24 protein-coding genes are annotated in these 18,165 nt (G+C 45.4%); 22 read left to right on the top strand and 2 right to left on the bottom strand.

Translation table 11 applies throughout. The features are described from left to right. Window positions 1–52: 52 nt before the first annotated feature. The 3 genes from prfA (at window position 53) to AU387_RS05555 (ending at window position 2,352) form a co-directional block, all read left to right on the top strand. Window positions 53–1,123, top strand: a complete 1,071-nt coding sequence (gene prfA, locus AU387_RS05565; RefSeq protein WP_044159752.1) for a peptide chain release factor 1 — start codon at window positions 53–55, stop codon at window positions 1,121–1,123. Window position 1,124: 1 nt separating this feature from the next. Continuing rightward, window positions 1,125–1,991, top strand: coding sequence for a peptide chain release factor N(5)-glutamine methyltransferase (gene prmC / locus AU387_RS05560; protein WP_044159750.1), 867 nt, complete (start codon window positions 1,125–1,127; stop codon window positions 1,989–1,991). A 73-nt stretch (window positions 1,992–2,064) separates the two neighbouring features. Next, window positions 2,065–2,352: a DUF5316 family protein gene (locus AU387_RS05555; protein WP_044159749.1), complete on the top strand. Its 288-nt coding sequence runs from the start codon at window positions 2,065–2,067 to the stop codon at window positions 2,350–2,352. A 15-nt stretch (window positions 2,353–2,367) separates the two neighbouring features. Here the strand turns inward: AU387_RS05555 and AU387_RS05550 are convergent, their stop codons facing one another. Continuing rightward, on the bottom strand, window positions 2,368–2,733 hold the full coding sequence (locus AU387_RS05550; protein ID WP_044159746.1) for a UPF0715 family protein: 366 nt from the start codon (window positions 2,731–2,733) through the stop codon (window positions 2,368–2,370). Between the two features lie 140 nt (window positions 2,734–2,873). Here AU387_RS05550 and spoIIR point away from each other — a divergent pair, with 140 nt between their 5' ends. From spoIIR to AU387_RS05460, 18 genes are all read left to right on the top strand, one after another. Beyond that, window positions 2,874–3,548: a stage II sporulation protein R gene (gene spoIIR, locus AU387_RS05545; protein WP_059335137.1), complete on the top strand. Its 675-nt coding sequence runs from the start codon at window positions 2,874–2,876 to the stop codon at window positions 3,546–3,548. A 67-nt stretch (window positions 3,549–3,615) separates the two neighbouring features. Next, window positions 3,616–4,059 carry a GNAT family N-acetyltransferase gene (locus AU387_RS05540; protein WP_059335136.1) on the top strand — a complete coding sequence of 148 codons (444 nt, stop codon included), beginning with the start codon at window positions 3,616–3,618 and terminating at the stop codon, window positions 4,057–4,059. Window positions 4,060–4,215: 156 nt separating this feature from the next. Further along, a complete protein-coding gene (locus tag AU387_RS05535; RefSeq protein ID WP_044159742.1) occupies window positions 4,216–5,256 on the top strand; it encodes an L-threonylcarbamoyladenylate synthase in 1,041 nt (346 codons plus the stop codon). A gap of 77 nt (window positions 5,257–5,333) precedes the next feature. Beyond that, the gene (locus tag AU387_RS05530; protein ID WP_059292692.1) at window positions 5,334–5,891 is read left to right on the top strand and encodes a manganese efflux pump MntP; all 558 of its coding nucleotides are present in this window, start codon (window positions 5,334–5,336) and stop codon (window positions 5,889–5,891) included. Between the two features lie 74 nt (window positions 5,892–5,965). Further along, the gene (locus AU387_RS05525; RefSeq protein ID WP_059335135.1) at window positions 5,966–6,418 is read left to right on the top strand and encodes a low molecular weight protein arginine phosphatase; all 453 of its coding nucleotides are present in this window, start codon (window positions 5,966–5,968) and stop codon (window positions 6,416–6,418) included. Between the two features lie 157 nt (window positions 6,419–6,575). Continuing rightward, on the top strand, window positions 6,576–7,025 hold the full coding sequence (rpiB, locus tag AU387_RS05520) for a ribose 5-phosphate isomerase B (protein ID WP_059335134.1): 450 nt from the start codon (window positions 6,576–6,578) through the stop codon (window positions 7,023–7,025). A 12-nt stretch (window positions 7,026–7,037) separates the two neighbouring features. Beyond that, window positions 7,038–7,580, top strand: coding sequence for a TIGR01440 family protein (locus AU387_RS05515; RefSeq protein ID WP_059335133.1), 543 nt, complete (start codon window positions 7,038–7,040; stop codon window positions 7,578–7,580). A gap of 208 nt (window positions 7,581–7,788) precedes the next feature. After that, a complete protein-coding gene (glyA, locus tag AU387_RS05510) occupies window positions 7,789–9,036 on the top strand; it encodes a serine hydroxymethyltransferase (protein WP_044159736.1) in 1,248 nt (415 codons plus the stop codon). Between the two features lie 133 nt (window positions 9,037–9,169). Next, window positions 9,170–9,799 (top strand): uracil phosphoribosyltransferase, encoded by a 630-nt coding sequence (gene upp / locus AU387_RS05505; RefSeq protein WP_003235778.1) that lies wholly within the window; start codon window positions 9,170–9,172, stop codon window positions 9,797–9,799. 421 nt (window positions 9,800–10,220) lie between these two features. Further along, a complete protein-coding gene (atpI, locus tag AU387_RS05500; protein ID WP_010332235.1) occupies window positions 10,221–10,604 on the top strand; it encodes an ATP synthase subunit I in 384 nt (127 codons plus the stop codon). Between the two features lie 7 nt (window positions 10,605–10,611). Further along, a complete protein-coding gene (atpB, locus tag AU387_RS05495) occupies window positions 10,612–11,346 on the top strand; it encodes a F0F1 ATP synthase subunit A (protein WP_024123167.1) in 735 nt (244 codons plus the stop codon). A 45-nt stretch (window positions 11,347–11,391) separates the two neighbouring features. Then, window positions 11,392–11,604 carry a F0F1 ATP synthase subunit C gene (gene atpE / locus AU387_RS05490; RefSeq protein WP_003151167.1) on the top strand — a complete coding sequence of 71 codons (213 nt, stop codon included), beginning with the start codon at window positions 11,392–11,394 and terminating at the stop codon, window positions 11,602–11,604. Between the two features lie 162 nt (window positions 11,605–11,766). Beyond that, the gene (gene atpF / locus AU387_RS05485) at window positions 11,767–12,279 is read left to right on the top strand and encodes a F0F1 ATP synthase subunit B (protein WP_024123166.1); all 513 of its coding nucleotides are present in this window, start codon (window positions 11,767–11,769) and stop codon (window positions 12,277–12,279) included. Continuing rightward, complete coding sequence (locus AU387_RS05480; RefSeq protein WP_024123165.1) at window positions 12,276–12,821, top strand: F0F1 ATP synthase subunit delta; 546 nt, start codon at window positions 12,276–12,278, stop codon at window positions 12,819–12,821. Before atpF ends, AU387_RS05480 begins: the two co-directional genes overlap by 4 nt. A gap of 16 nt (window positions 12,822–12,837) precedes the next feature. Then, window positions 12,838–14,346, top strand: coding sequence for a F0F1 ATP synthase subunit alpha (atpA, locus tag AU387_RS05475; protein ID WP_044159727.1), 1,509 nt, complete (start codon window positions 12,838–12,840; stop codon window positions 14,344–14,346). A 76-nt stretch (window positions 14,347–14,422) separates the two neighbouring features. Next, window positions 14,423–15,283: an ATP synthase F1 subunit gamma gene (gene atpG, locus AU387_RS05470; RefSeq protein ID WP_010332230.1), complete on the top strand. Its 861-nt coding sequence runs from the start codon at window positions 14,423–14,425 to the stop codon at window positions 15,281–15,283. Between the two features lie 25 nt (window positions 15,284–15,308). Beyond that, window positions 15,309–16,730: a F0F1 ATP synthase subunit beta gene (atpD, locus tag AU387_RS05465; RefSeq protein ID WP_024123162.1), complete on the top strand. Its 1,422-nt coding sequence runs from the start codon at window positions 15,309–15,311 to the stop codon at window positions 16,728–16,730. 23 nt (window positions 16,731–16,753) lie between these two features. After that, window positions 16,754–17,152, top strand: coding sequence for a F0F1 ATP synthase subunit epsilon (locus AU387_RS05460; RefSeq protein WP_010332228.1), 399 nt, complete (start codon window positions 16,754–16,756; stop codon window positions 17,150–17,152). 34 nt (window positions 17,153–17,186) lie between these two features. On the opposite strand, the gene AU387_RS05455 is transcribed toward AU387_RS05460, so the two are convergent. Further along, window positions 17,187–17,660: a hypothetical protein gene (locus tag AU387_RS05455; RefSeq protein ID WP_059335132.1), complete on the bottom strand. Its 474-nt coding sequence runs from the start codon at window positions 17,658–17,660 to the stop codon at window positions 17,187–17,189. A gap of 177 nt (window positions 17,661–17,837) precedes the next feature. Between AU387_RS05455 and AU387_RS05450 the strand changes: the two genes are divergently transcribed. After that, window positions 17,838–18,068 (top strand): DUF1146 family protein, encoded by a 231-nt coding sequence (locus AU387_RS05450; protein ID WP_024123158.1) that lies wholly within the window; start codon window positions 17,838–17,840, stop codon window positions 18,066–18,068. Window positions 18,069–18,165: the final 97 nt, after the last annotated feature.

Raw genomic sequence — 18,165 nt, 5'->3', positions numbered from 1 at the left:
GTCCCTATACTATAATGAGAATGTTACGCACAGGAAAACAGAGGTGAAGACCGTGTTAGACCGTTTAAAGTCAATCGAAGAACGATATGAAAAATTAAATGAGCTTTTAAGCGATCCAGAAGTTGTCAACGATCCGAAAAAGCTTAGAGAATATTCGAAAGAGCAATCTGATATACAAGAAACAGTTGACGTATATAGACAATACAGAGATGCGTCAGAACAGCTGGCTGATGCAAAAGCAATGCTTGAGGATAAGCTTGATGCCGAGATGCGCGACATGGTGAAGGAAGAGATTTCTGAACTCCAGAAAGAAACGGAAACACTGTCAGAACGTCTGAAGGTGCTCCTGATCCCGAAAGATCCTAATGATGATAAAAACGTTATCATGGAGATCCGCGGAGCTGCAGGCGGAGATGAAGCCGCTTTATTTGCAGGCAACCTGTACAGAATGTATTCCCGCTATGCCGAGCTTCAAGGCTGGAAAACCGAGGTCATGGAAGCAAGTGTAACCGGAACGGGCGGCTACAAAGAGATCATCTTTATGATTACGGGCAGCGGCGCATATTCTAAACTCAAATATGAAAACGGCGCTCACCGTGTTCAGCGTGTTCCGGAAACAGAATCAGGCGGCCGTATTCATACTTCTACTGCAACAGTAGCATGTCTTCCTGAGGCCGAAGAGGTAGAGGTTGACATTCATGAGAAGGATATCCGTGTTGATACGTTTGCTTCAAGCGGACCGGGCGGACAAAGCGTGAACACGACAATGTCTGCCGTTCGTCTGACGCATTTGCCGACAGGCGTTGTCGTATCATGCCAGGATGAAAAATCTCAAATCAAAAACAAAGAAAAAGCAATGAAGGTTCTCCGTGCCAGAATCTACGATAAATTTCAGCAGGAAGCCCAGGCTGAATATGATCAAACACGGAAATCGGCTGTCGGATCAGGTGACCGCTCTGAGCGTATCCGCACATACAACTTCCCGCAAAACCGTGTGACGGATCACAGAATCGGCCTGACCATTCAAAAGCTTGATCAGATTCTTGAAGGAAAACTTGACGAAGTGGTTGAAACACTGATTGTAGAAGATCAGGCAAGCAAGCTTCAGCAGGCGGATAGTTAAGATGAAGACGATATTTGAAGCCCTGAAATGGGCTTCTTCTTATTTAACGGAAGCGGGAAGAGAAGAAAATGCGGCTGAGCTGCTTTTGCTTTATGATACCGGAATGGATAGAAGCAAGCTGCTCGCCAGCCTGCAGGAACCGATCGGTGAAGATGAGCTGTATCGCTTTAAACGCCACGTCGATATGCACAAAGAAGGCGTACCGGTTCAGTACATTATTGGTATAGAGTTTTTTTACGGACGGGAATTTATGGTGAATGATGATGTGCTGATCCCGCGTCCGGAAACGGAAGAGGTTGTCTGCCATCTTCTTGAGAAATATAGAAGTGTCTTTTCTGAAGGAGAGCAGCTTGAAGTGGTAGATGTCGGCACCGGCAGCGGCGCAATAGCCGTCACGCTTGCACTGGAAAACAAAAACTTTTCTGTTTCAGCGATTGATATCTCCAAAGAGGCGCTGGACGTTGCTTCAGCCAATGCGGAAAAGCTCGGAGCGGAGGTGCATTTTCTTCAAGGCGACCTGCTTGAGCCCTTTATTAAGGCAGGAAAAAAAGCGGATATTATCGTCTCAAACCCTCCTTATATTTCTGAAGAAGAAATGGCCGATTTATCTGAGATTGTCCGTTTCCATGAACCTTTGCATGCCCTCACTGACGGCGGAGACGGGCTGAAATTTTATAAGCGGTTTATGGAAGCCATTCCGCTGGTCATGAAGAATACCGTGCTTGTCGTCTTTGAAATCGGGTGGAAGCAGGGCGCAGCTGTAAAAGAGCTGATTCTGCATGCGTTTAAGGATGCGGAAGTTGAAGTCCTGAAGGATATTAACGGAAAAGACAGAACCATATGCGCGGTAATTCATAAGAATAAATAAGCAGCTTGCTGGTGAGTTGAGATAAGAACGGGACCAGCAAGCTGTTTTAACACCAGCAAAGGGGATGTAAAAGATGAAAAAGGCCCTGACAGCAGGAATTTTACTTATTGCCATTGAAAGTATGGTGGGTTCTATTTTTGCGCAAGCCATTTCTTATGAATTCATTTTCGGCATTGCGTCTCTTGTTTTGATCGGGCTTGCCATTGTGACATCGGGTTTAGCTGTAAGCGGAAGCGACCAGCGGGCGAATTATCATTCAGAAACCAAAGAAGGCCGGACAGCCCGGTTGAACATATCAGCTGCTTTCTTTGTTGCTGCCATACCTTCTATTCTATGTTATCTATTGACCGTTTTGATCTAATGAAAAAGGAAGCCCTTAGGAGGCTTCCTTTTTTTGCAGCAAAACAGAATCCCATATCCAGTAGACAACAGCTGTTAATACAGCGAAGATGTAAAAGGCTGTATTTTGAAGCAGGGATTGCCCGGAAGGCTGCAGCACGCCAAAGATGATCGCGTTGGCGATAAACGCCGCGGCAAGATAATACAGCAAGTACAAAGGGCTGAACCGTTTCGGCTTTTTATTCATCATGATCTGAAGCGGCAGCGCGAATAGTAAATAAGGAAATAAGAAATAAAAGGCCATCGTTACGAGAGCAGCTATAATAAAGGAATGAATGTAAATAATCGAATAAAGAACTGACATCGTGAACGCTGACAGCAGCACTGTGTAATTATATTTCATTTTAAACCTCCTAAAACACTATCGTACCATAAATTAGATTAAAAGCTTGCTAGATTTTTTTGCCGCTGCAGGTTTACTCCATACGTTCCTTGTCCATAATAGGGCTAGATACAAAGCACGGAGAGGAACGGTGGGGACCGATGAAAAAAACAGTTATCATTTGTATATATATGTTTCTTTTATTATCTGGGGCAATCGTAGGATTGGCGAAAGAAGAGACGGCACAGCAATCTGAAAATGAGCCGGTTGTCATTCCGGACGAGGCGATTCGCCTGAGAATATTGGCAAACAGCGATCGTGACGAGGACCAAGAATTAAAGCGTCATATCAGAGACGCCGTCAATAAAGAAATCACAACATGGGTCAAGGATATTACTTCTATTGAAGAAGCGCGGCGTTTGATCCGCTCAAAGCTGCCTGAGATCAAGGAAATTGCAAAAGAAACCATGGAAAAAGAAGGCGCCAGTCAATCAATATCTGTTGATTTTGACAAAATCTCATTTCCGACAAAACTTTACGGCAGCATGGTATATCCTGCTGGAGAATACGAAGCCATTCTGATTACGCTTGGAAACGGTGAAGGCGCCAATTGGTGGTGCGTATTATTCCCGCCGCTCTGCTTTCTTGATTTTTCGAATGGGGAAGCCGTAAAAGAACAAGAAGATCAAGAAGCCTCAAAAAAACAAACGGAAAAAGCGCTTGAGGACTTAACAGCCAAAGCGGAGAAAGCTGAAAAAGAAGATGAGAAAGAGAAAGAAGACAATACAGAAGTGAAATTCTTCGTTGTAGAATGGTTTTCCGATCTTTTTTCTTAATCACCAGGTCTAAAAATAGATTTGCCTCATAGATTGGAAGAAAGAACGCTGAAAACGGGGTGAACGAATGTTTTATCAACTGCGGGTGGCAAGGGAAAAGGACGGAGACATACTTGAGGAATTTTTAAAACAGGCCAAAACGAATCATGAGGGCGTAAAGGAAGGGTTCACCCAGTTTCTGATGCTGGAGGACAGCGAGAAAAACATAGCCGGCTGTCTGGGGATCGAAAAAATCAGCTGCGATCAAGCCCTGCTTCGCTCACTTGTGATATCGGACAAGCTTCACCAAGGTCATATTGTATCGCTCTTTCAAAGCATGGAGGTGCTTTGTGAAAAGCATGAGATTAAAACGGTATACTTGGTAGCCAATCAGCATTCTTCGGCTGATTTCCTGGGGGCCATAGGCTTTGAACGGGCGGAGAGTGTGCCGGAAGAGCTGTTTGCCTCGGATCACTTCTGTGAATCAAGGCAAGTGGAAGGGGCCGTCTTAATGAAAAAAACATCCGGATAAGTGAGATTTATACACAAACTTATCCACTTCTTTATATGCGTTGTCCACAATTTGTGGATAACGCTTGTTTTATTACAGGACATCTTTTATACTTTCAAAAGGATTACACGCGTAAAACGATCGTTTTATTGTTGTGAATAAGGAGTTTGGTCAGAAATGAAAACGAAAAGATGGTTTGTGGATGTAATGGACGAGTTATCCACAAATGATCCACAAATTGCACAAGCAGCTGCTTTGCTCCGAGGAAATGAGGTTGTCGCGTTTCCGACAGAAACTGTATATGGTCTCGGCGCAAATGCGAAAAGCACAGATGCTGTCAAAAAAATATATGAGGCGAAAGGGCGGCCGAGTGATAATCCACTGATTGTCCACATTGCGGATATCAGCCAGCTTGACGGTTTAACAGGCCCGGCGCCAGACAAGGCGAAAATATTAATGAAGCGCTTTTGGCCAGGGGCGCTTACACTGATTTTGCCTTGTACACCTGGTGCGCTGTCACCCCGTGTAACAGCAGGGTTGGATACAGTGGCCGTCAGAATGCCTGATCATCCGCTGGCTCTGGCACTCATCCGTGCCGCGGGTCTCCCGATTGCAGCGCCGAGTGCTAATTTATCGGGCAAACCAAGCCCGACAAAGGCTGAACACGTGGCTCACGACTTGGATGGCCGCATAGCGGGATTGATGGATGGGGGATCTACGGGAATCGGTGTCGAATCAACCGTACTTTCATGTGCAGGAGAAACACCTGTGCTCCTTCGTCCGGGCGGCATTACAAAAGAACAAATAGAAGCCGAAATCGGACCGATTCTTGTGGATAAAGGGCTTGCCGATCAAAATGAGAAGCCGATTTCTCCGGGAATGAAATATACACATTACGCGCCGTCAGCGCCGCTTGTTATTTCTGAAGGAAGCCCTGAGCGCATTCAAACGCTTATTCAAGAATATCAGCAGGGCGGAAAACGGGTCGGCGTCCTGACGACAGAAGAAAATGCGGATTTTTATTCGGCTGACTATGTGAAGAGCTGCGGCAGAAGAGATCAGCTTGAAACAGTAGCGGCAGCCCTTTATGATGCATTGCGCAGTTTTGATGAAGAAAAGGTTGATTTTATTATTGCAGAATCGTTTCCTGACACAGGCGTCGGACTTGCTATTATGAACAGGCTGATGAAAGCAGCCGGAGGAAGAGTGATTCGCTGACACAGTCAGAAGTTCTAACCCCTTTTGGACACGCATAGGCTAAAAAAGCGGGCGTGTCCAAGGGGGTTATGTATGTGATGTCGGAGATGTTTATAGGCGAACTGATTACCTTAAGCATCATGGCGTTTGCTTTAGGTATGGATGCTTTTTCTGTCGGCCTCGGAATGGGCATGGTCAAACTCAGAAAAAAGCAGATCATCTATATTGGATTCATTATCGGTCTCTTTCACGTCATCATGCCTCTCGGAGGGATGGCGGCGGGAAATATGCTGTCAGGGCTCCTCGGCATGGTAGCCGTATATATCGGGGGTTCGCTGCTGTTTGTTCTCGGTGTTCAAATGGTGATCGCATCTTTTAAACAGTCAGAAGAACGTTTGATGTCACCGGCTGGGCCTGGCTTATTGTTATTTGCAGTCGGCGTCAGCCTCGATAGTTTCTCCGTCGGTCTGAGCCTTGGAATATACGGCTCGCATCCGCTTCTCACCGTTACCCTGTTTGGGCTTTTCAGCATGATTTTGACTTGGCTGGGCCTGCTGATCGGAAAGCAAGTGCAGTCCTGGCTCGGCTCATACAGTGAGGCGCTTGGGGGGACCATATTAATCGTATTTGGCCTTAAGCTGCTTTTGCCAATTTAATATCCCAATAAAAGAAACGCTGTCGCCGTTTCTTTTTTCTTCATATATAATAGAAAAAATAAGGGGTGACTGACATGAACATCATTTTTGTCTGTACTGGAAATACGTGCCGCAGTCCAATGGCTGAGGCGCTTTTTAAATCAATTGCAGAAGCGGAAGGGCTGGATGTCAGCGTCCGCTCGGCAGGCGTATTTGCCTCACCTAACGGGAAAGCGTCGCCTCACGCGATCGAAGCGCTTTTTGAAAAGCGCATTGCCCTTAATCATGTTTCTTCGCCATTAACTGAAGAACATATGGAATCGGCAGATTTGGTACTGGCAATGACCCACCAGCACAAACAGGTTATCGTCAACCAATTCGAACGTTATCGTGATAAAGTGTTTACGCTAAAAGAATATGTGACAGGCAGCCGGGGCGATATTATAGACCCGTTTGGCGGCTCCATTGAGATCTACAAAAAAACGAGAGATGAGCTTGAAGAGCTTCTTCGGCAGCTGGCAGAACGATTGAAAAATGACGGCAAATAACTTGTCAGAGAATCTGAAAACAGGTCATTTGCAAATCCTGCGTGAAGGAGTAGAATATAGTGAAAAGCACATCGATATGGTGTGAATCAATGAGCGGACAGGCTGCGCGGTCAACAAAGCGGGCGGACCGCATCACACACGCTGGGAGGAAAAGCTGATGAAAGTAGCCATAGCATCGGATCATGGCGGCGTTCACATTCGAAACGAAATTAAAGATTTAATGGACGAATTGCAAATTGAATATGTTGATATGGGCTGTGACTGCGGCGGCGGATCTGTCGATTATCCGGACTATGCTTTTCCGGTGGCCGAGAAAGTAGTAAACGGTGAAGTGGACAGAGGCATTTTAATTTGCGGGACAGGCATTGGCATGAGCATTTCCGCCAATAAAGTCAAAGGCATCCGCTGTGCGCTGGCACATGATACATTCAGTGCAAAGGCGACGAGAGAACATAACGATACTAATATCCTCGCAATGGGCGAGCGGGTGATTGGACCCGGTTTGGCACGTGAAATTGCGAAAATCTGGCTGACCACTGAATTTACTGGCGGAAGACATCAAACCCGCATCGGAAAAATCTCGGACTATGAAGAGAAAAACCTGTAGGGGTGCTGCTCAATGAGTGAGATCACACAAACGTGGAAGACGATGCTGTCAGAGTTTCAGGACAAAGCGGGATTGAAAGAAAATCAGCTCTTTGTCCTTGGCTGCAGCACAAGCGAAGTGGCCGGCAGCCATATCGGCACATCGGGCAGTACAGACATCGCGGAAAGCATCTACAGCGGACTTGCAGAGCTGAAGGGAAAAACGGGAATCCATCTGGCGTTTCAATGCTGCGAGCATTTAAACAGAGCGCTTGTAGTGGAGGAAGAAACGGCCGAGCTGTTCAGGCTTCCGGCCGTTTCCGCTGTACCTGTTCCAAAAGCGGGCGGGGCGATGGCTTCTTATGCGTTTAAGCAAATGAAGTCTCCTGTTCTGGTAGAAACCATTCAGGCAGATGCCGGAATAGATATAGGCGACACGTTTATCGGCATGCACTTAAAGCCGGTTGCTGTTCCTGTACGCATTTCTCAGAACAGTCTCGGTGCTGCCCATGTGACATTGGCGCGCACAAGGCCAAAGCTGATCGGCGGAATGCGGGCAGTTTATGAGTGTGAATGAGAAAGGACTGCATGGGCCAGTCTTTTCTTTAATTTTCGCCGCTGGAATAAATTCCGAACTTTAAATTAAATTTAATTTATAAATATTCGTTTTTGCCAATAAAATTTTCGTTTTTTTGAAAATAATCTTTTACATCGACCTAAAAAACCATGTACAATAGTGGTGGTAAAAACAAAGAACAGGATACGGATAGGAGAGGATCTCGCTGATGAAACATTTACCTGCGCAAGACGAACAGGTGTTTAACGCCATTAAAAATGAGCGTGAACGCCAACAGACTAAGATCGAATTGATTGCTTCTGAAAACTTTGTAAGTGAAGCGGTTATGGAAGCACAAGGTTCTGTTTTAACAAACAAATACGCTGAAGGATATCCTGGCAAACGCTATTATGGCGGATGTGAGCACGTCGATGTCGTTGAAGATATCGCTCGTGACCGCGCGAAGGAAATCTTTGGAGCGGAGCATGTAAACGTTCAGCCTCATTCAGGCGCACAAGCAAACATGGCTGTCTATTTCACGATTTTGGAACAAGGCGATACTGTACTTGGGATGAACCTCTCCCACGGCGGTCATTTAACACACGGAAGTCCAGTTAACTTCAGCGGTGTTCAATATAACTTTGTTGAGTACGGCGTAGATAAAGAAACTCAACATATTGATTACGATGACGTGCGTGAAAAAGCCCTCGCTCACAAGCCTAAGCTAATCGTGGCAGGAGCAAGTGCGTATCCTCGTACAATCGACTTCAAGAAATTCCGTGAAATTGCTGATGAAGTCGGCGCTTACTTTATGGTGGATATGGCGCATATCGCAGGACTTGTTGCGGCAGGCCTTCATCCAAACCCGGTTCCTTACGCTGATTTCGTGACAACAACGACACATAAAACACTTCGCGGACCTCGCGGCGGTATGATCCTTTGCCGTGAAGAGTTCGGCAAGAAAATTGATAAGTCCATCTTCCCTGGCATTCAAGGCGGACCGCTGATGCACGTAATTGCCGCAAAAGCTGTTTCATTCGGCGAAGTATTGCGCGATGATTTCAAAACATACGCACAAAATGTGATTTCAAACGCGAAGCGTCTTGCAGAATCATTAACAAAAGAGGGCATTCAGCTCGTTTCCGGCGGAACTGACAACCACCTCATCCTGGTTGATCTTCGTTCTCTCGGACTGACAGGTAAGGTTGCAGAGCATGTGCTTGATGAAATCGGGATTACATCAAACAAAAACGCGATTCCATACGATCCTGAAAAACCGTTCGTAACAAGCGGTATCCGTCTCGGAACAGCTGCTGTGACAAGCCGCGGTTTTGACGGAGAGGCATTGGATGAAGTCGGTGCCATCATTGCGCTTGCATTGAAAAACCACGAAGATGAAGGAAAACTTGAAGAAGCAAGACAGCGCGTAGCTGCTCTGACTGGCAAGTTCCCTCTATATAAAGAATTAGATTACTAAGATTGAAAAACCCGCTCGGGCTTATGCCCGGCGGGTTTTTTGACGATGTCCTTGAAACTCAATGTCTTTTTTGTAGAATCAATAGAAGTGTGAAATTGTCGATGGGACAATAAAAAAGGAGCTGAAACACAGTATGGGAAAGGTTTATGTATTTGATCATCCTTTAATTCAGCACAAGCTGACATATATTCGGAATGTAGAGACAGGCACGAAGGATTTTAGAGAGCTTGTAGACGAAGTAGCCACACTTATGGCGTTTGAAATTACCCGTGATCTCCCTCTAGAGGAAGTGGATATCAACACACCGGTTCAGACTGCGAAATCAAAAGTCATCTCAGGGAAAAAACTCGGGGTTGTTCCTATTCTCAGAGCAGGTTTAGGAATGGTTGAAGGCATCTTGAAACTGATCCCTGCGGCAAAAGTGGGACATGTCGGTCTGTACCGTGATCCTGAAACCTTAAAACCCGTGGAATACTATGTGAAGCTTCCTTCTGATGTGGAAGAGCGTGAATTCATCGTGGTTGACCCTATGCTGGCCACAGGCGGTTCCGCAGTTGAAGCGATTAACAGCCTGAAAAAACGCGGTGCGAAAAACATTCGTTTCATGTGTCTCGTAGCTGCGCCTGAAGGTGTGGAAGAATTGCAGAAGCATCATTCTGACGTGGATATTTACATAGCGGCGCTTGATGAAAAACTAAATGAAAAAGGTTATATCGTTCCGGGTCTCGGAGACGCAGGAGACCGTATGTTCGGAACAAAATAAAAAAGAAAAACCCGCCAACGGGTTTTCTTTTTTGTTATCCAGTTATTTGCTATTCGGTGAATCTCTATACAATTATAGGTGAAAATGTGAACATTCTGTGGAGGCTTACAGTATAAAAAGTTTTTTAACTTTAAACAGATTGACACATGTTAGGGGCTATTGTATGCTAAACGAGGGTATTATGAGAAGGTTTTCATAGCTTTCATTATAGTCCTCATCCCCAATGTAAATCCTCCCAGAAAACCCGTTTTATGAGGATTTATTTAAGCGAATGAAACAGCATCCCTGCAAGGCTTGCGGATGAATGATTTTTTCGAACAGGCCCGTTTTGCCGGACAAAAAAGGTCTTCTACTAGGGTTAACCGCTGATTTTGCCGTATCCAAGAAATATATTATTTTTTCATCAGGAGACAGATAGTTGATGGACGATCCCAAGCTACAATTTAGCAGACAACGAAAATATCTATTGTTCATTTTGGCAGCGTATGTACTGGGTTATGGTTTAACAGCGTATAAAACCGTTTTTTTAGGCCTTATTCTGGGAACTGTTTTCAGTTTGTTTAATTTTTTACTGCTCGTCAGAAGAATGAATGCTTTTGACAGGGCCGTTGCGAAAGGCAAGTCCATACGATCCCTTGGGAGCGCAGCGCGGTGGTGCAATGCGATTCTTGCTGCGGCTGTCGCCTATAAATATCCCGAGCATTTTCATATGGCAAGTACAGTTATTGGATTAATGACAATTTATCCTGTCATTATGATAGATTCCTTTATCCAGCTTAAACGTTCATCAATGGAAGAGAGGTGAAAACCCTTTGAATCATGAATACAGAACTATTGAATTTCTAGGACTTACTTTTAATCTGACAAACATTCTGATGATTACTGTGGCGAGTGTGATCGTGTTATTGATTGCCATCCTTACCACAAGAACGCTTTCGATCCGTCCCGGAAAAGCCCAGAACTTTATGGAATGGATTGTTGATTTTGTCCGCAATATTATCGGCAGTACAATGGATTTGAAAACAGGGGCTAACTTCTTGGCACTTGGTGTCACATTGCTGATGTACATATTTGTGTCGAATATGCTGGGGCTGCCGTTCTCTGTCACAATCGGACATGAGCTCTGGTGGAAATCTCCGACAGCCGATCCTGCCATTACATTAACGCTTGCCGTAATGGTCGTCGCTTTAACCCATTATTATGGTGTAAAGATGAAAGGGCTCAAGGAATATTCCAAGGAGTATTTAAGACCTGTTCCGTTCATGCTCCCGATGAAAATCATAGAAGAGTTTGCGAATACGCTGACTCTCGGTTTGCGGCTTTACGGTAACATCTTCGCCGGTGAGATTCTTCTCGGCCTGCTTGCGGGATTAGCGACAAGCTTCTATTCGCAAAGCGTGGTTCTCGGACTTGTCGGTACAATCGGTGCCATTCTGCCGATGCTGGCATGGCAGGCATTCAGTTTATTTATAGGTGCCATCCAGGCGTTTATTTTTACGATGCTGACGATGGTGTACATGTCTCATAAAATCAGTAATGATCATTAAAACATTATATCCAAACGGATAACATTTTAAAGGAGGAACTTTTTCATGAATTTAATAGCAGCTGCGATTGCAATTGGTTTAGGCGCACTTGGTGCAGGTATTGGTAACGGTTTGATTGTTTCACGTACGGTAGAGGGGATCGCCCGTCAGCCGGAGGCAGGTAAAGAACTTAGAACGCTTATGTTCATGGGTATCGCATTAGTTGAGGCCCTTCCTATTATCGCTGTCGTTATCGCATTCTTAGCGTTCTTTGGCTAAGCATAAAAGCCTTATATGAACTAAAAATGGCGAAGATCATTCCAAGAGAACCTTCGCCATTGCTTTATGTCTGATAAGCATCCCGCCTTGCCGGCTGAAAAGAGACAAGTGCGGCTGCTGGATCAGCAAAGAAAAACCTGCAGAAGGGAGTTGCCGTAGTAGATGTCTCAATTACCACTTGAACTAGGACTGTCGTTTAACGGCGGAGATATCCTGTTCCAACTGTTAGCTATGTTAATTTTATTAGCGCTTCTGAAGAAATACGCTTTAGGGCCGCTATTAAACATAATGAAACAGCGTGAAGATCATATCGCTGGAGAAATTACGTCTGCTGAAGAAAAAAATAAAGAAGCGCAGCAGCTTATTGACGAGCAGCGCGCTATGTTAAAAGAAGCAAGACAGGAATCCCAAACGCTTATCGAAAACGCGAAGAAACTGGGAGAGAACCAAAAAGAAGAGATTATTCAGGCTGCGCGTGCAGAATCTGAACGTCTGAAAGAAGCAGCCAGAACTGAAATCGTGAAGGAAAAAGAACAGGCGGTTTCTGCTCTCCGTGAGCAAGTAGCGTCTCTTTCTGTCATGATTGCGTCGAAAGTGATCGAAAAAGAACTGGATGAACAGGCTCAAGAGAAATTGATCCAGGACTATCTTAAAGAGGTAGGAGAAAGCCGATGAGTGGATCAGCTGTCTCTAAACGATATGCATCAGCTCTTTTCGATATTGCCAATGAGTCCTCTCAGCTCAATCAGGTAGAAGAAGAGCTAAAAGTTGTAAAAGAAGTATTTCAAAATGAAAAAGCGCTAAATGATGTGTTAAACCATCCGAAGGTGCCGGGCGCAAAGAAAAAAGAACTCATCCAAAACGCTTTTGGATCTTTATCACAGTCCGTGCTCCATACGATTTTTCTTTTGATTGACCGTCACCGGGCATCAATTGTGCCTGATCTCACAGATGAGTTTGTGAAACTCGCAAACGAGGCCCGTCAAACAGAAGACGCGATTGTATATTCAGTTAAACCGCTGACGGATGCGGAAATTTCATCATTATCACAAGTGTTTGCAAAAAAAGCCGGAGTCGCTTCACTGAGAATCAGAAATGAAGTGCAGACGGATTTAATAGGCGGCATTAAAGTCCGCATTGGAAACCGGATTTTTGACGGCAGCGTAAGCGGAAAGCTTCAGCGCATTGAACGTCAACTTGCCGGGGAAAATCGATAGAAGGGGTGAAACCTAAGTGAGCATCAAAGCTGAAGAGATTAGCACGCTGATAAAACAGCAAATACAAAATTATCAATCTGAAATTGAAGTTCATGACGTAGGTACAGTCATCCAAGTCGGTGACGGTATCGCTCGTGTACACGGTCTTGACAACTGTATGGCCGGTGAACTTGTTGAATTTTCAAACGGCGTTTTGGGTATGGCTCAAAACCTTGAAGAATCAAACGTAGGTATCGTTATCTTAGGACCTTACACAGAGATCCGTGAAGGGGACGAAGTAAAAAGAACAGGCCGCATCATGGAGGTTCCTGTCGGTGAAGAATTAATCGGCCGTATTGTGAACCCGTTAGGTCAGCCGGTGGACGGACTTGGCCCGATCCTCACAAGCAAAACACGTCCGATCGAAAGCCAGGCACCTGGTGTTATGGACCGTAAATCCGTTCATGAACCGCTTCAAACTGGTATTAAAGCAATTGATGCACTGATTCCGATCGGCCGCGGCCAGCGTGAGCTGATCATCGGTGACCGTCAAACAGGTAAAACATCTGTTGCGATCGATTCGATCTTAAACCAAAAAGACCAAGACATGATCTGCGTATATGTAGCGATCGGTCAAAAAGAATCTACAGTCCGCGGCGTAGTAGAAACATTGCGTAAGCACGGCGCGCTTGATTATACAATTGTTGTAACGGCGTCTGCGTCACAGCCGGCACCGCTTCTGTACCTTGCTCCGTATGCAGGGGTTACAATGGCAGAAGAATTTATGTACAATGGCAAGCACGTTCTTGTTGTATACGATGATCTTTCTAAACAAGCGGCTGCTTACCGTGAGCTGTCCTTGCTTCTTCGCCGTCCGCCAGGCCGTGAAGCGTTCCCGGGGGATGTATTCTATCTTCATTCCCGTCTGCTTGAGCGTGCAGCAAAGCTTAGCGACGCGAAAGGCGCAGGATCAATTACAGCTCTGCCGTTCGTAGAAACTCAAGCCGGAGATATCTCAGCGTATATCCCGACAAACGTTATATCCATCACCGACGGACAGATCTTCCTGCAATCTGATTTGTTCTTCTCAGGCGTACGCCCAGCGATCAACGCCGGATTGTCTGTATCACGTGTCGGCGGTTCCGCGCAAATCAAAGCGATGAAAAAAGTATCAGGAACATTGCGTCTTGATCTTGCATCATACCGTGAGCTGGAAGCATTCGCTCAATTCGGATCTGACCTCGACCAAGCGACTCAGGCGAAACTGAACCGCGGTGCGCGCACAGTTGAAGTACTGAAGCAGGATCTGAATAAGCCGCTTCCGGTTGAAAAACAGGTAGCCATTCTTTATGCGCTGACAAAAGGATATCTTGATGATATTCCTGTAGCGGACATCAGACGTTTTGAAGAAGAGTACTACATGTACCTTGACCAAAACCATAAAGAGCTGCTTGACGGAATTGCAAAAACAGGGAACCTTCCTGCTGATGAAGACTTCGCTGCTGCAATCGAAGGCTTCAAACGCACATTTGCACCAAGCAACTAACTCGAATGCTGATGAGAGAAAAAGGTTCTCTTTTTCTCTCTTTTTACGCAAATGAAGAGAAAAGGTGGTGAAATCTTTGGCCTCATTACGCGATATTAAGTCAAGGATCACGTCAACGAAAAAAACGAGCCAGATTACAAAAGCCATGCAGATGGTATCTGCAGCTAAGCTGAATCGTGCTGAAAACAATGCAAAATCATTTGTGCCCTATATGGATAAGATTCAAGAGGTTGTATCAAATGTCGGAAAAGTATCCGGCAGCGCGAAACATCCGATGCTTCTCAGCAGAGAAGTGAAAAAGACGGCATACCTCGTTATTACATCTGACCGCGGTCTTGCTGGCGCTTTTAACAGTTCGGTTTTACGAAGTGCTTATCAGGCCATTCAAGAACGTCATCAGTCTAAGGATGAGTATGCAGTGATCGTTATCGGACGAGTGGGCCGTGATTTCTTTAAAAAACGCGACATTCCGATCATTTCCGAGTTAACAGGACTTGGAGACGAAGTGTCGTTTTCAGAAATTAAGGACCTTGCCCGTCAAACGATTCAAATGTTTATAGACGGTGCATTTGATGAATTGCACCTTGTATATAACCATTATGTCAGCGCCATTTCTCAAGAAGTGACGGAGAAAAAACTTCTGCCGCTATCTGATTTGGGCGGCGGCGGAAAAAGAACGGCGTCTTATGAATTTGAACCGTCTGAAGAGGAGGTTCTGGAGGTTTTGCTTCCTCAATACGCAGAAAGCTTAATCTTCGGTGCGCTTCTTGACAGTAAAGCAAGTGAACATGCTGCAAGAATGACGGCGATGAAAAACGCGACAGACAATGCGAAGGATCTTATCGATTCACTTTCGCTTTCTTACAACCGCGCTCGCCAAGCAGCGATCACACAAGAAATTACGGAAATTGTCGGCGGAGCAGCCGCTTTAGAATAGAAAGATTTTGTCAGGAGGGATAGCGATGAAGAAAGGACGCGTTAGCCAGGTATTAGGACCAGTTGTCGACGTACGTTTTGAAGACGGTCACTTACCTGAAATATATAATGCGATTAAAATTTCACAGCCGGCTGGAAGTGAAAACGAAGTAGGTATTGATTTAACGCTTGAGGTCGCTCTTCATTTAGGCGATGACACAGTCCGTACAATCGCAATGGCATCTACGGATGGTGTTCAGCGCGGAATGGAAGCTGTCGATATGGGAGCGCCGATTTCAGTTCCGGTTGGTAATGTAACACTCGGCCGTGTATTTAACGTACTCGGAGAAAATATTGATTTAAATGAGCCGGTTCCTGCGGATGCGAAGAAGGACCCGATTCACAGACAGGCTCCTTCATTTGATCAGCTTTCAACAGAAGTTGAAATCCTTGAAACAGGAATTAAAGTTGTTGACTTGCTTGCTCCATATATCAAGGGCGGTAAGATCGGATTGTTCGGCGGTGCCGGTGTAGGTAAAACCGTATTAATCCAGGAATTGATCAACAACATCGCGCAAGAGCACGGCGGTATCTCTGTATTCGCCGGCGTAGGAGAGCGTACTCGTGAAGGGAACGACCTTTTCTACGAGATGAGCGACTCTGGCGTAATCAACAAAACAGCCATGGTATTCGGACAAATGAACGAGCCGCCGGGCGCACGTATGCGTGTTGCACTGACAGGTCTTACAATGGCTGAGCATTTCCGTGATGAGCAAGGACAGGACGTACTGTTCTTCATCGATAACATCTTCCGTTTCACACAAGCGGGTTCAGAGGTTTCTGCCCTTCTCGGCCGTATGCCTTCTGCGGTTGGTTATCAGCCGACGCTTGCAACTGAAATGGGTCAGCTTCAAGAGCGTATCACGTCTACAAACGTTGGATCCGTTACATCTATCCAGGCGATCTACGTGCCTGCCGATGACTACACTGACCCGGCGCCGGCAACGACGTTCGCTCACTTGGATGCGACAACAAACCTTGAGCGTAAGTTAACTGAGATGGGTATCTACCCTGCGGTTGATCCGTTGGCTTCTACATCACGCGCCCTCGCTCCAGAAATTGTCGGAGAAGAGCATTATGCGGTAGCCCGTGAAGTTCAATCAACGCTTCAGCGATACAAAGAGCTTCAGGATATCATTGCGATTCTCGGTATGGATGAATTGAGTGACGAAGATAAACTTGTCGTTCAACGCGCACGCCGCATTCAGTTCTTCCTTTCTCAAAACTTCCACGTGGCTGAACAGTTCACTGGACAAAAAGGTTCTTACGTGCCTGTAAAAGAAACGGTTCAAGGTTTCAAAGAAATCTTAGCCGGCAAATACGACCATCTTCCTGAAGATGCGTTCCGTCTTGTAGGCCGTATCGAAGAAGTTATTGAGAAAGCAAAAGAAATGGGTGTAGAAGTTTAAACTGGTCCTAGGAGGGTAAAAGCATGAAGACCGTTCAAGTCAATATCGTTACTCCCGACGGCCCAGTATACGATGCGAATATCGAAATGGTGAGTGTGAGAGCCGAAAGCGGCGATCTCGGTATTTTGCCAGGTCATATTCCAACCGTGGCTCCTCTTAAAATCGGCGCTGTTCGTCTGAAAAAAGACGGACAGACTGAATTGGTTGCCGTCAGCGGCGGATTTATAGAAGTACGTCCTGATCAGGTGACCATCCTTGCCCAAACTGCTGAGACAGCGGAAGGCATCGATAAAGAGCGCGCTGAAGCTGCACGTCAGCGGGCGCAGGAGCGTTTGAATTCTCAATCAGATGATACTGACATTCGTCGGGCTGAGCTTGCATTACAGCGGGCTTTGAACAGATTGGATGTAGCAGGGAAATAATAAAAAAATCCTTCTCATTAAGAGAAGGATTTTTTTATGACTGCACAAGAGAATCAAACAGTGACAGCAGCGGCTGACTCTCTTTTTGACGCAAGTATAAACGGTCACAGCAATTCACGGTATGCCATGATTTATGGTGCCTTCTAAAGCCCATTGTATAAGCCCCGTCTGTATACGGATAAGGCTTTACGATCCATTCGGCATCTTCGTGATGGGCAATCACACAATCTATAAGATAAACACTGATCATCTTCTCGAATTCTTCAATAGGAAGATTCCAATCAGCAAGCAAAAGCTCTTGTATGCTTTGAAAATAAAGATGTTCAAGTTCTTCGAGGCTTTCTCTCGTTTGGGTGAGAGAAATGTTATAAAACTGACACAATTCATTCAGTTCTTCAATCTGTGACTGTCTATAATCATAATAGAATGCAATTGCTTCCCATTCCTGCTCAAATACAGGCAAGTCCTCACCATATTGCTTTTCAGGCTGAAAAAATGAATGATTCATAATTGCCAGCTCCTTTCCAAAAAAGTATACCATGCAAAAGAGCCGCTGTTTAAGCGGGGATTAGCCCTAGTTTTGGATGAATATTCCGTTCTGTATAAAATGTATCATCTTTATCTCTTCTTCTTATATAATAAGAAAGGGTATAAAGCGGAGAATGGATGAAAGGAGTGCGTATAGATGAGTGTATTGGGACAGCAGGCTGCAATTGGCATTATCGTTCACTTGATTTTTATCGCGGTCACTTGGTGGGCGCTGCAAGCCGTCAATATTGATCCGTTAATCAGAAAAGGCAAAGTCCTGCAGGCAAGACTTCTAATGATTTTGCTGACCATTGCAATCGGAACGACTGTCGGAAACTTCTTTTTGGATTACCTTAATTATTCACAGCAGCTTCCCTATTTATTTTGATAGGTTTTGATTGCCGAAAACATGGGAATGGCTGGGGAAGCGGGTTAAATCGCTTCCTGTAATCACGCGAGTTTTGACGAAGAATTCCACGTATGGC

Source organism: Bacillus halotolerans (genome assembly GCF_001517105.1).
Taxonomy (GTDB): Bacteria; Bacillota; Bacilli; order Bacillales; family Bacillaceae; genus Bacillus; species Bacillus halotolerans.
This window is presented reverse-complemented; position numbering and strand designations above follow the sequence as displayed.

Excerpts from the sequence above, each read along its gene's own strand:
- spoIIR (WP_059335137.1), top strand. The coding sequence starts at position 2,874 with ATGAAAAAAACAGTTATCATTTGTATATATATGTTTCTTTTATTATCT.
- AU387_RS05540 (WP_059335136.1), top strand. The coding sequence starts at position 3,616 with ATGTTTTATCAACTGCGGGTGGCAAGGGAAAAGGACGGAGACATACTT.
- AU387_RS05480 (WP_024123165.1), top strand. The coding sequence starts at position 12,276 with ATGAGTGGATCAGCTGTCTCTAAACGATATGCATCAGCTCTTTTCGAT.
- AU387_RS05450 (WP_024123158.1), top strand. The coding sequence starts at position 17,838 with ATGAGTGTATTGGGACAGCAGGCTGCAATTGGCATTATCGTTCACTTG.
- atpD (WP_024123162.1), top strand. The coding sequence starts at position 15,309 with ATGAAGAAAGGACGCGTTAGCCAGGTATTAGGACCAGTTGTCGACGTA.
- upp (WP_003235778.1), top strand. The coding sequence starts at position 9,170 with ATGGGAAAGGTTTATGTATTTGATCATCCTTTAATTCAGCACAAGCTG.
- AU387_RS05530 (WP_059292692.1), top strand. The coding sequence starts at position 5,334 with ATGTCGGAGATGTTTATAGGCGAACTGATTACCTTAAGCATCATGGCG.
- AU387_RS05555 (WP_044159749.1), top strand. The coding sequence starts at position 2,065 with ATGAAAAAGGCCCTGACAGCAGGAATTTTACTTATTGCCATTGAAAGT.
- AU387_RS05550 (WP_044159746.1), bottom strand. The coding sequence starts at position 2,733 with ATGAAATATAATTACACAGTGCTGCTGTCAGCGTTCACGATGTCAGTT.
- AU387_RS05455 (WP_059335132.1), bottom strand. The coding sequence starts at position 17,660 with ATGAATCATTCATTTTTTCAGCCTGAAAAGCAATATGGTGAGGACTTG.
- AU387_RS05460 (WP_010332228.1), top strand. The coding sequence starts at position 16,754 with ATGAAGACCGTTCAAGTCAATATCGTTACTCCCGACGGCCCAGTATAC.
- AU387_RS05515 (WP_059335133.1), top strand. The coding sequence starts at position 7,038 with ATGAGTGAGATCACACAAACGTGGAAGACGATGCTGTCAGAGTTTCAG.
- atpE (WP_003151167.1), top strand. The coding sequence starts at position 11,392 with ATGAATTTAATAGCAGCTGCGATTGCAATTGGTTTAGGCGCACTTGGT.
- rpiB (WP_059335134.1), top strand. The coding sequence starts at position 6,576 with ATGAAAGTAGCCATAGCATCGGATCATGGCGGCGTTCACATTCGAAAC.
- atpF (WP_024123166.1), top strand. The coding sequence starts at position 11,767 with ATGTCTCAATTACCACTTGAACTAGGACTGTCGTTTAACGGCGGAGAT.
- glyA (WP_044159736.1), top strand. The coding sequence starts at position 7,789 with ATGAAACATTTACCTGCGCAAGACGAACAGGTGTTTAACGCCATTAAA.
- prmC (WP_044159750.1), top strand. The coding sequence starts at position 1,125 with ATGAAGACGATATTTGAAGCCCTGAAATGGGCTTCTTCTTATTTAACG.
- atpI (WP_010332235.1), top strand. The coding sequence starts at position 10,221 with ATGGACGATCCCAAGCTACAATTTAGCAGACAACGAAAATATCTATTG.
- AU387_RS05525 (WP_059335135.1), top strand. The coding sequence starts at position 5,966 with ATGAACATCATTTTTGTCTGTACTGGAAATACGTGCCGCAGTCCAATG.
- AU387_RS05535 (WP_044159742.1), top strand. The coding sequence starts at position 4,216 with ATGAAAACGAAAAGATGGTTTGTGGATGTAATGGACGAGTTATCCACA.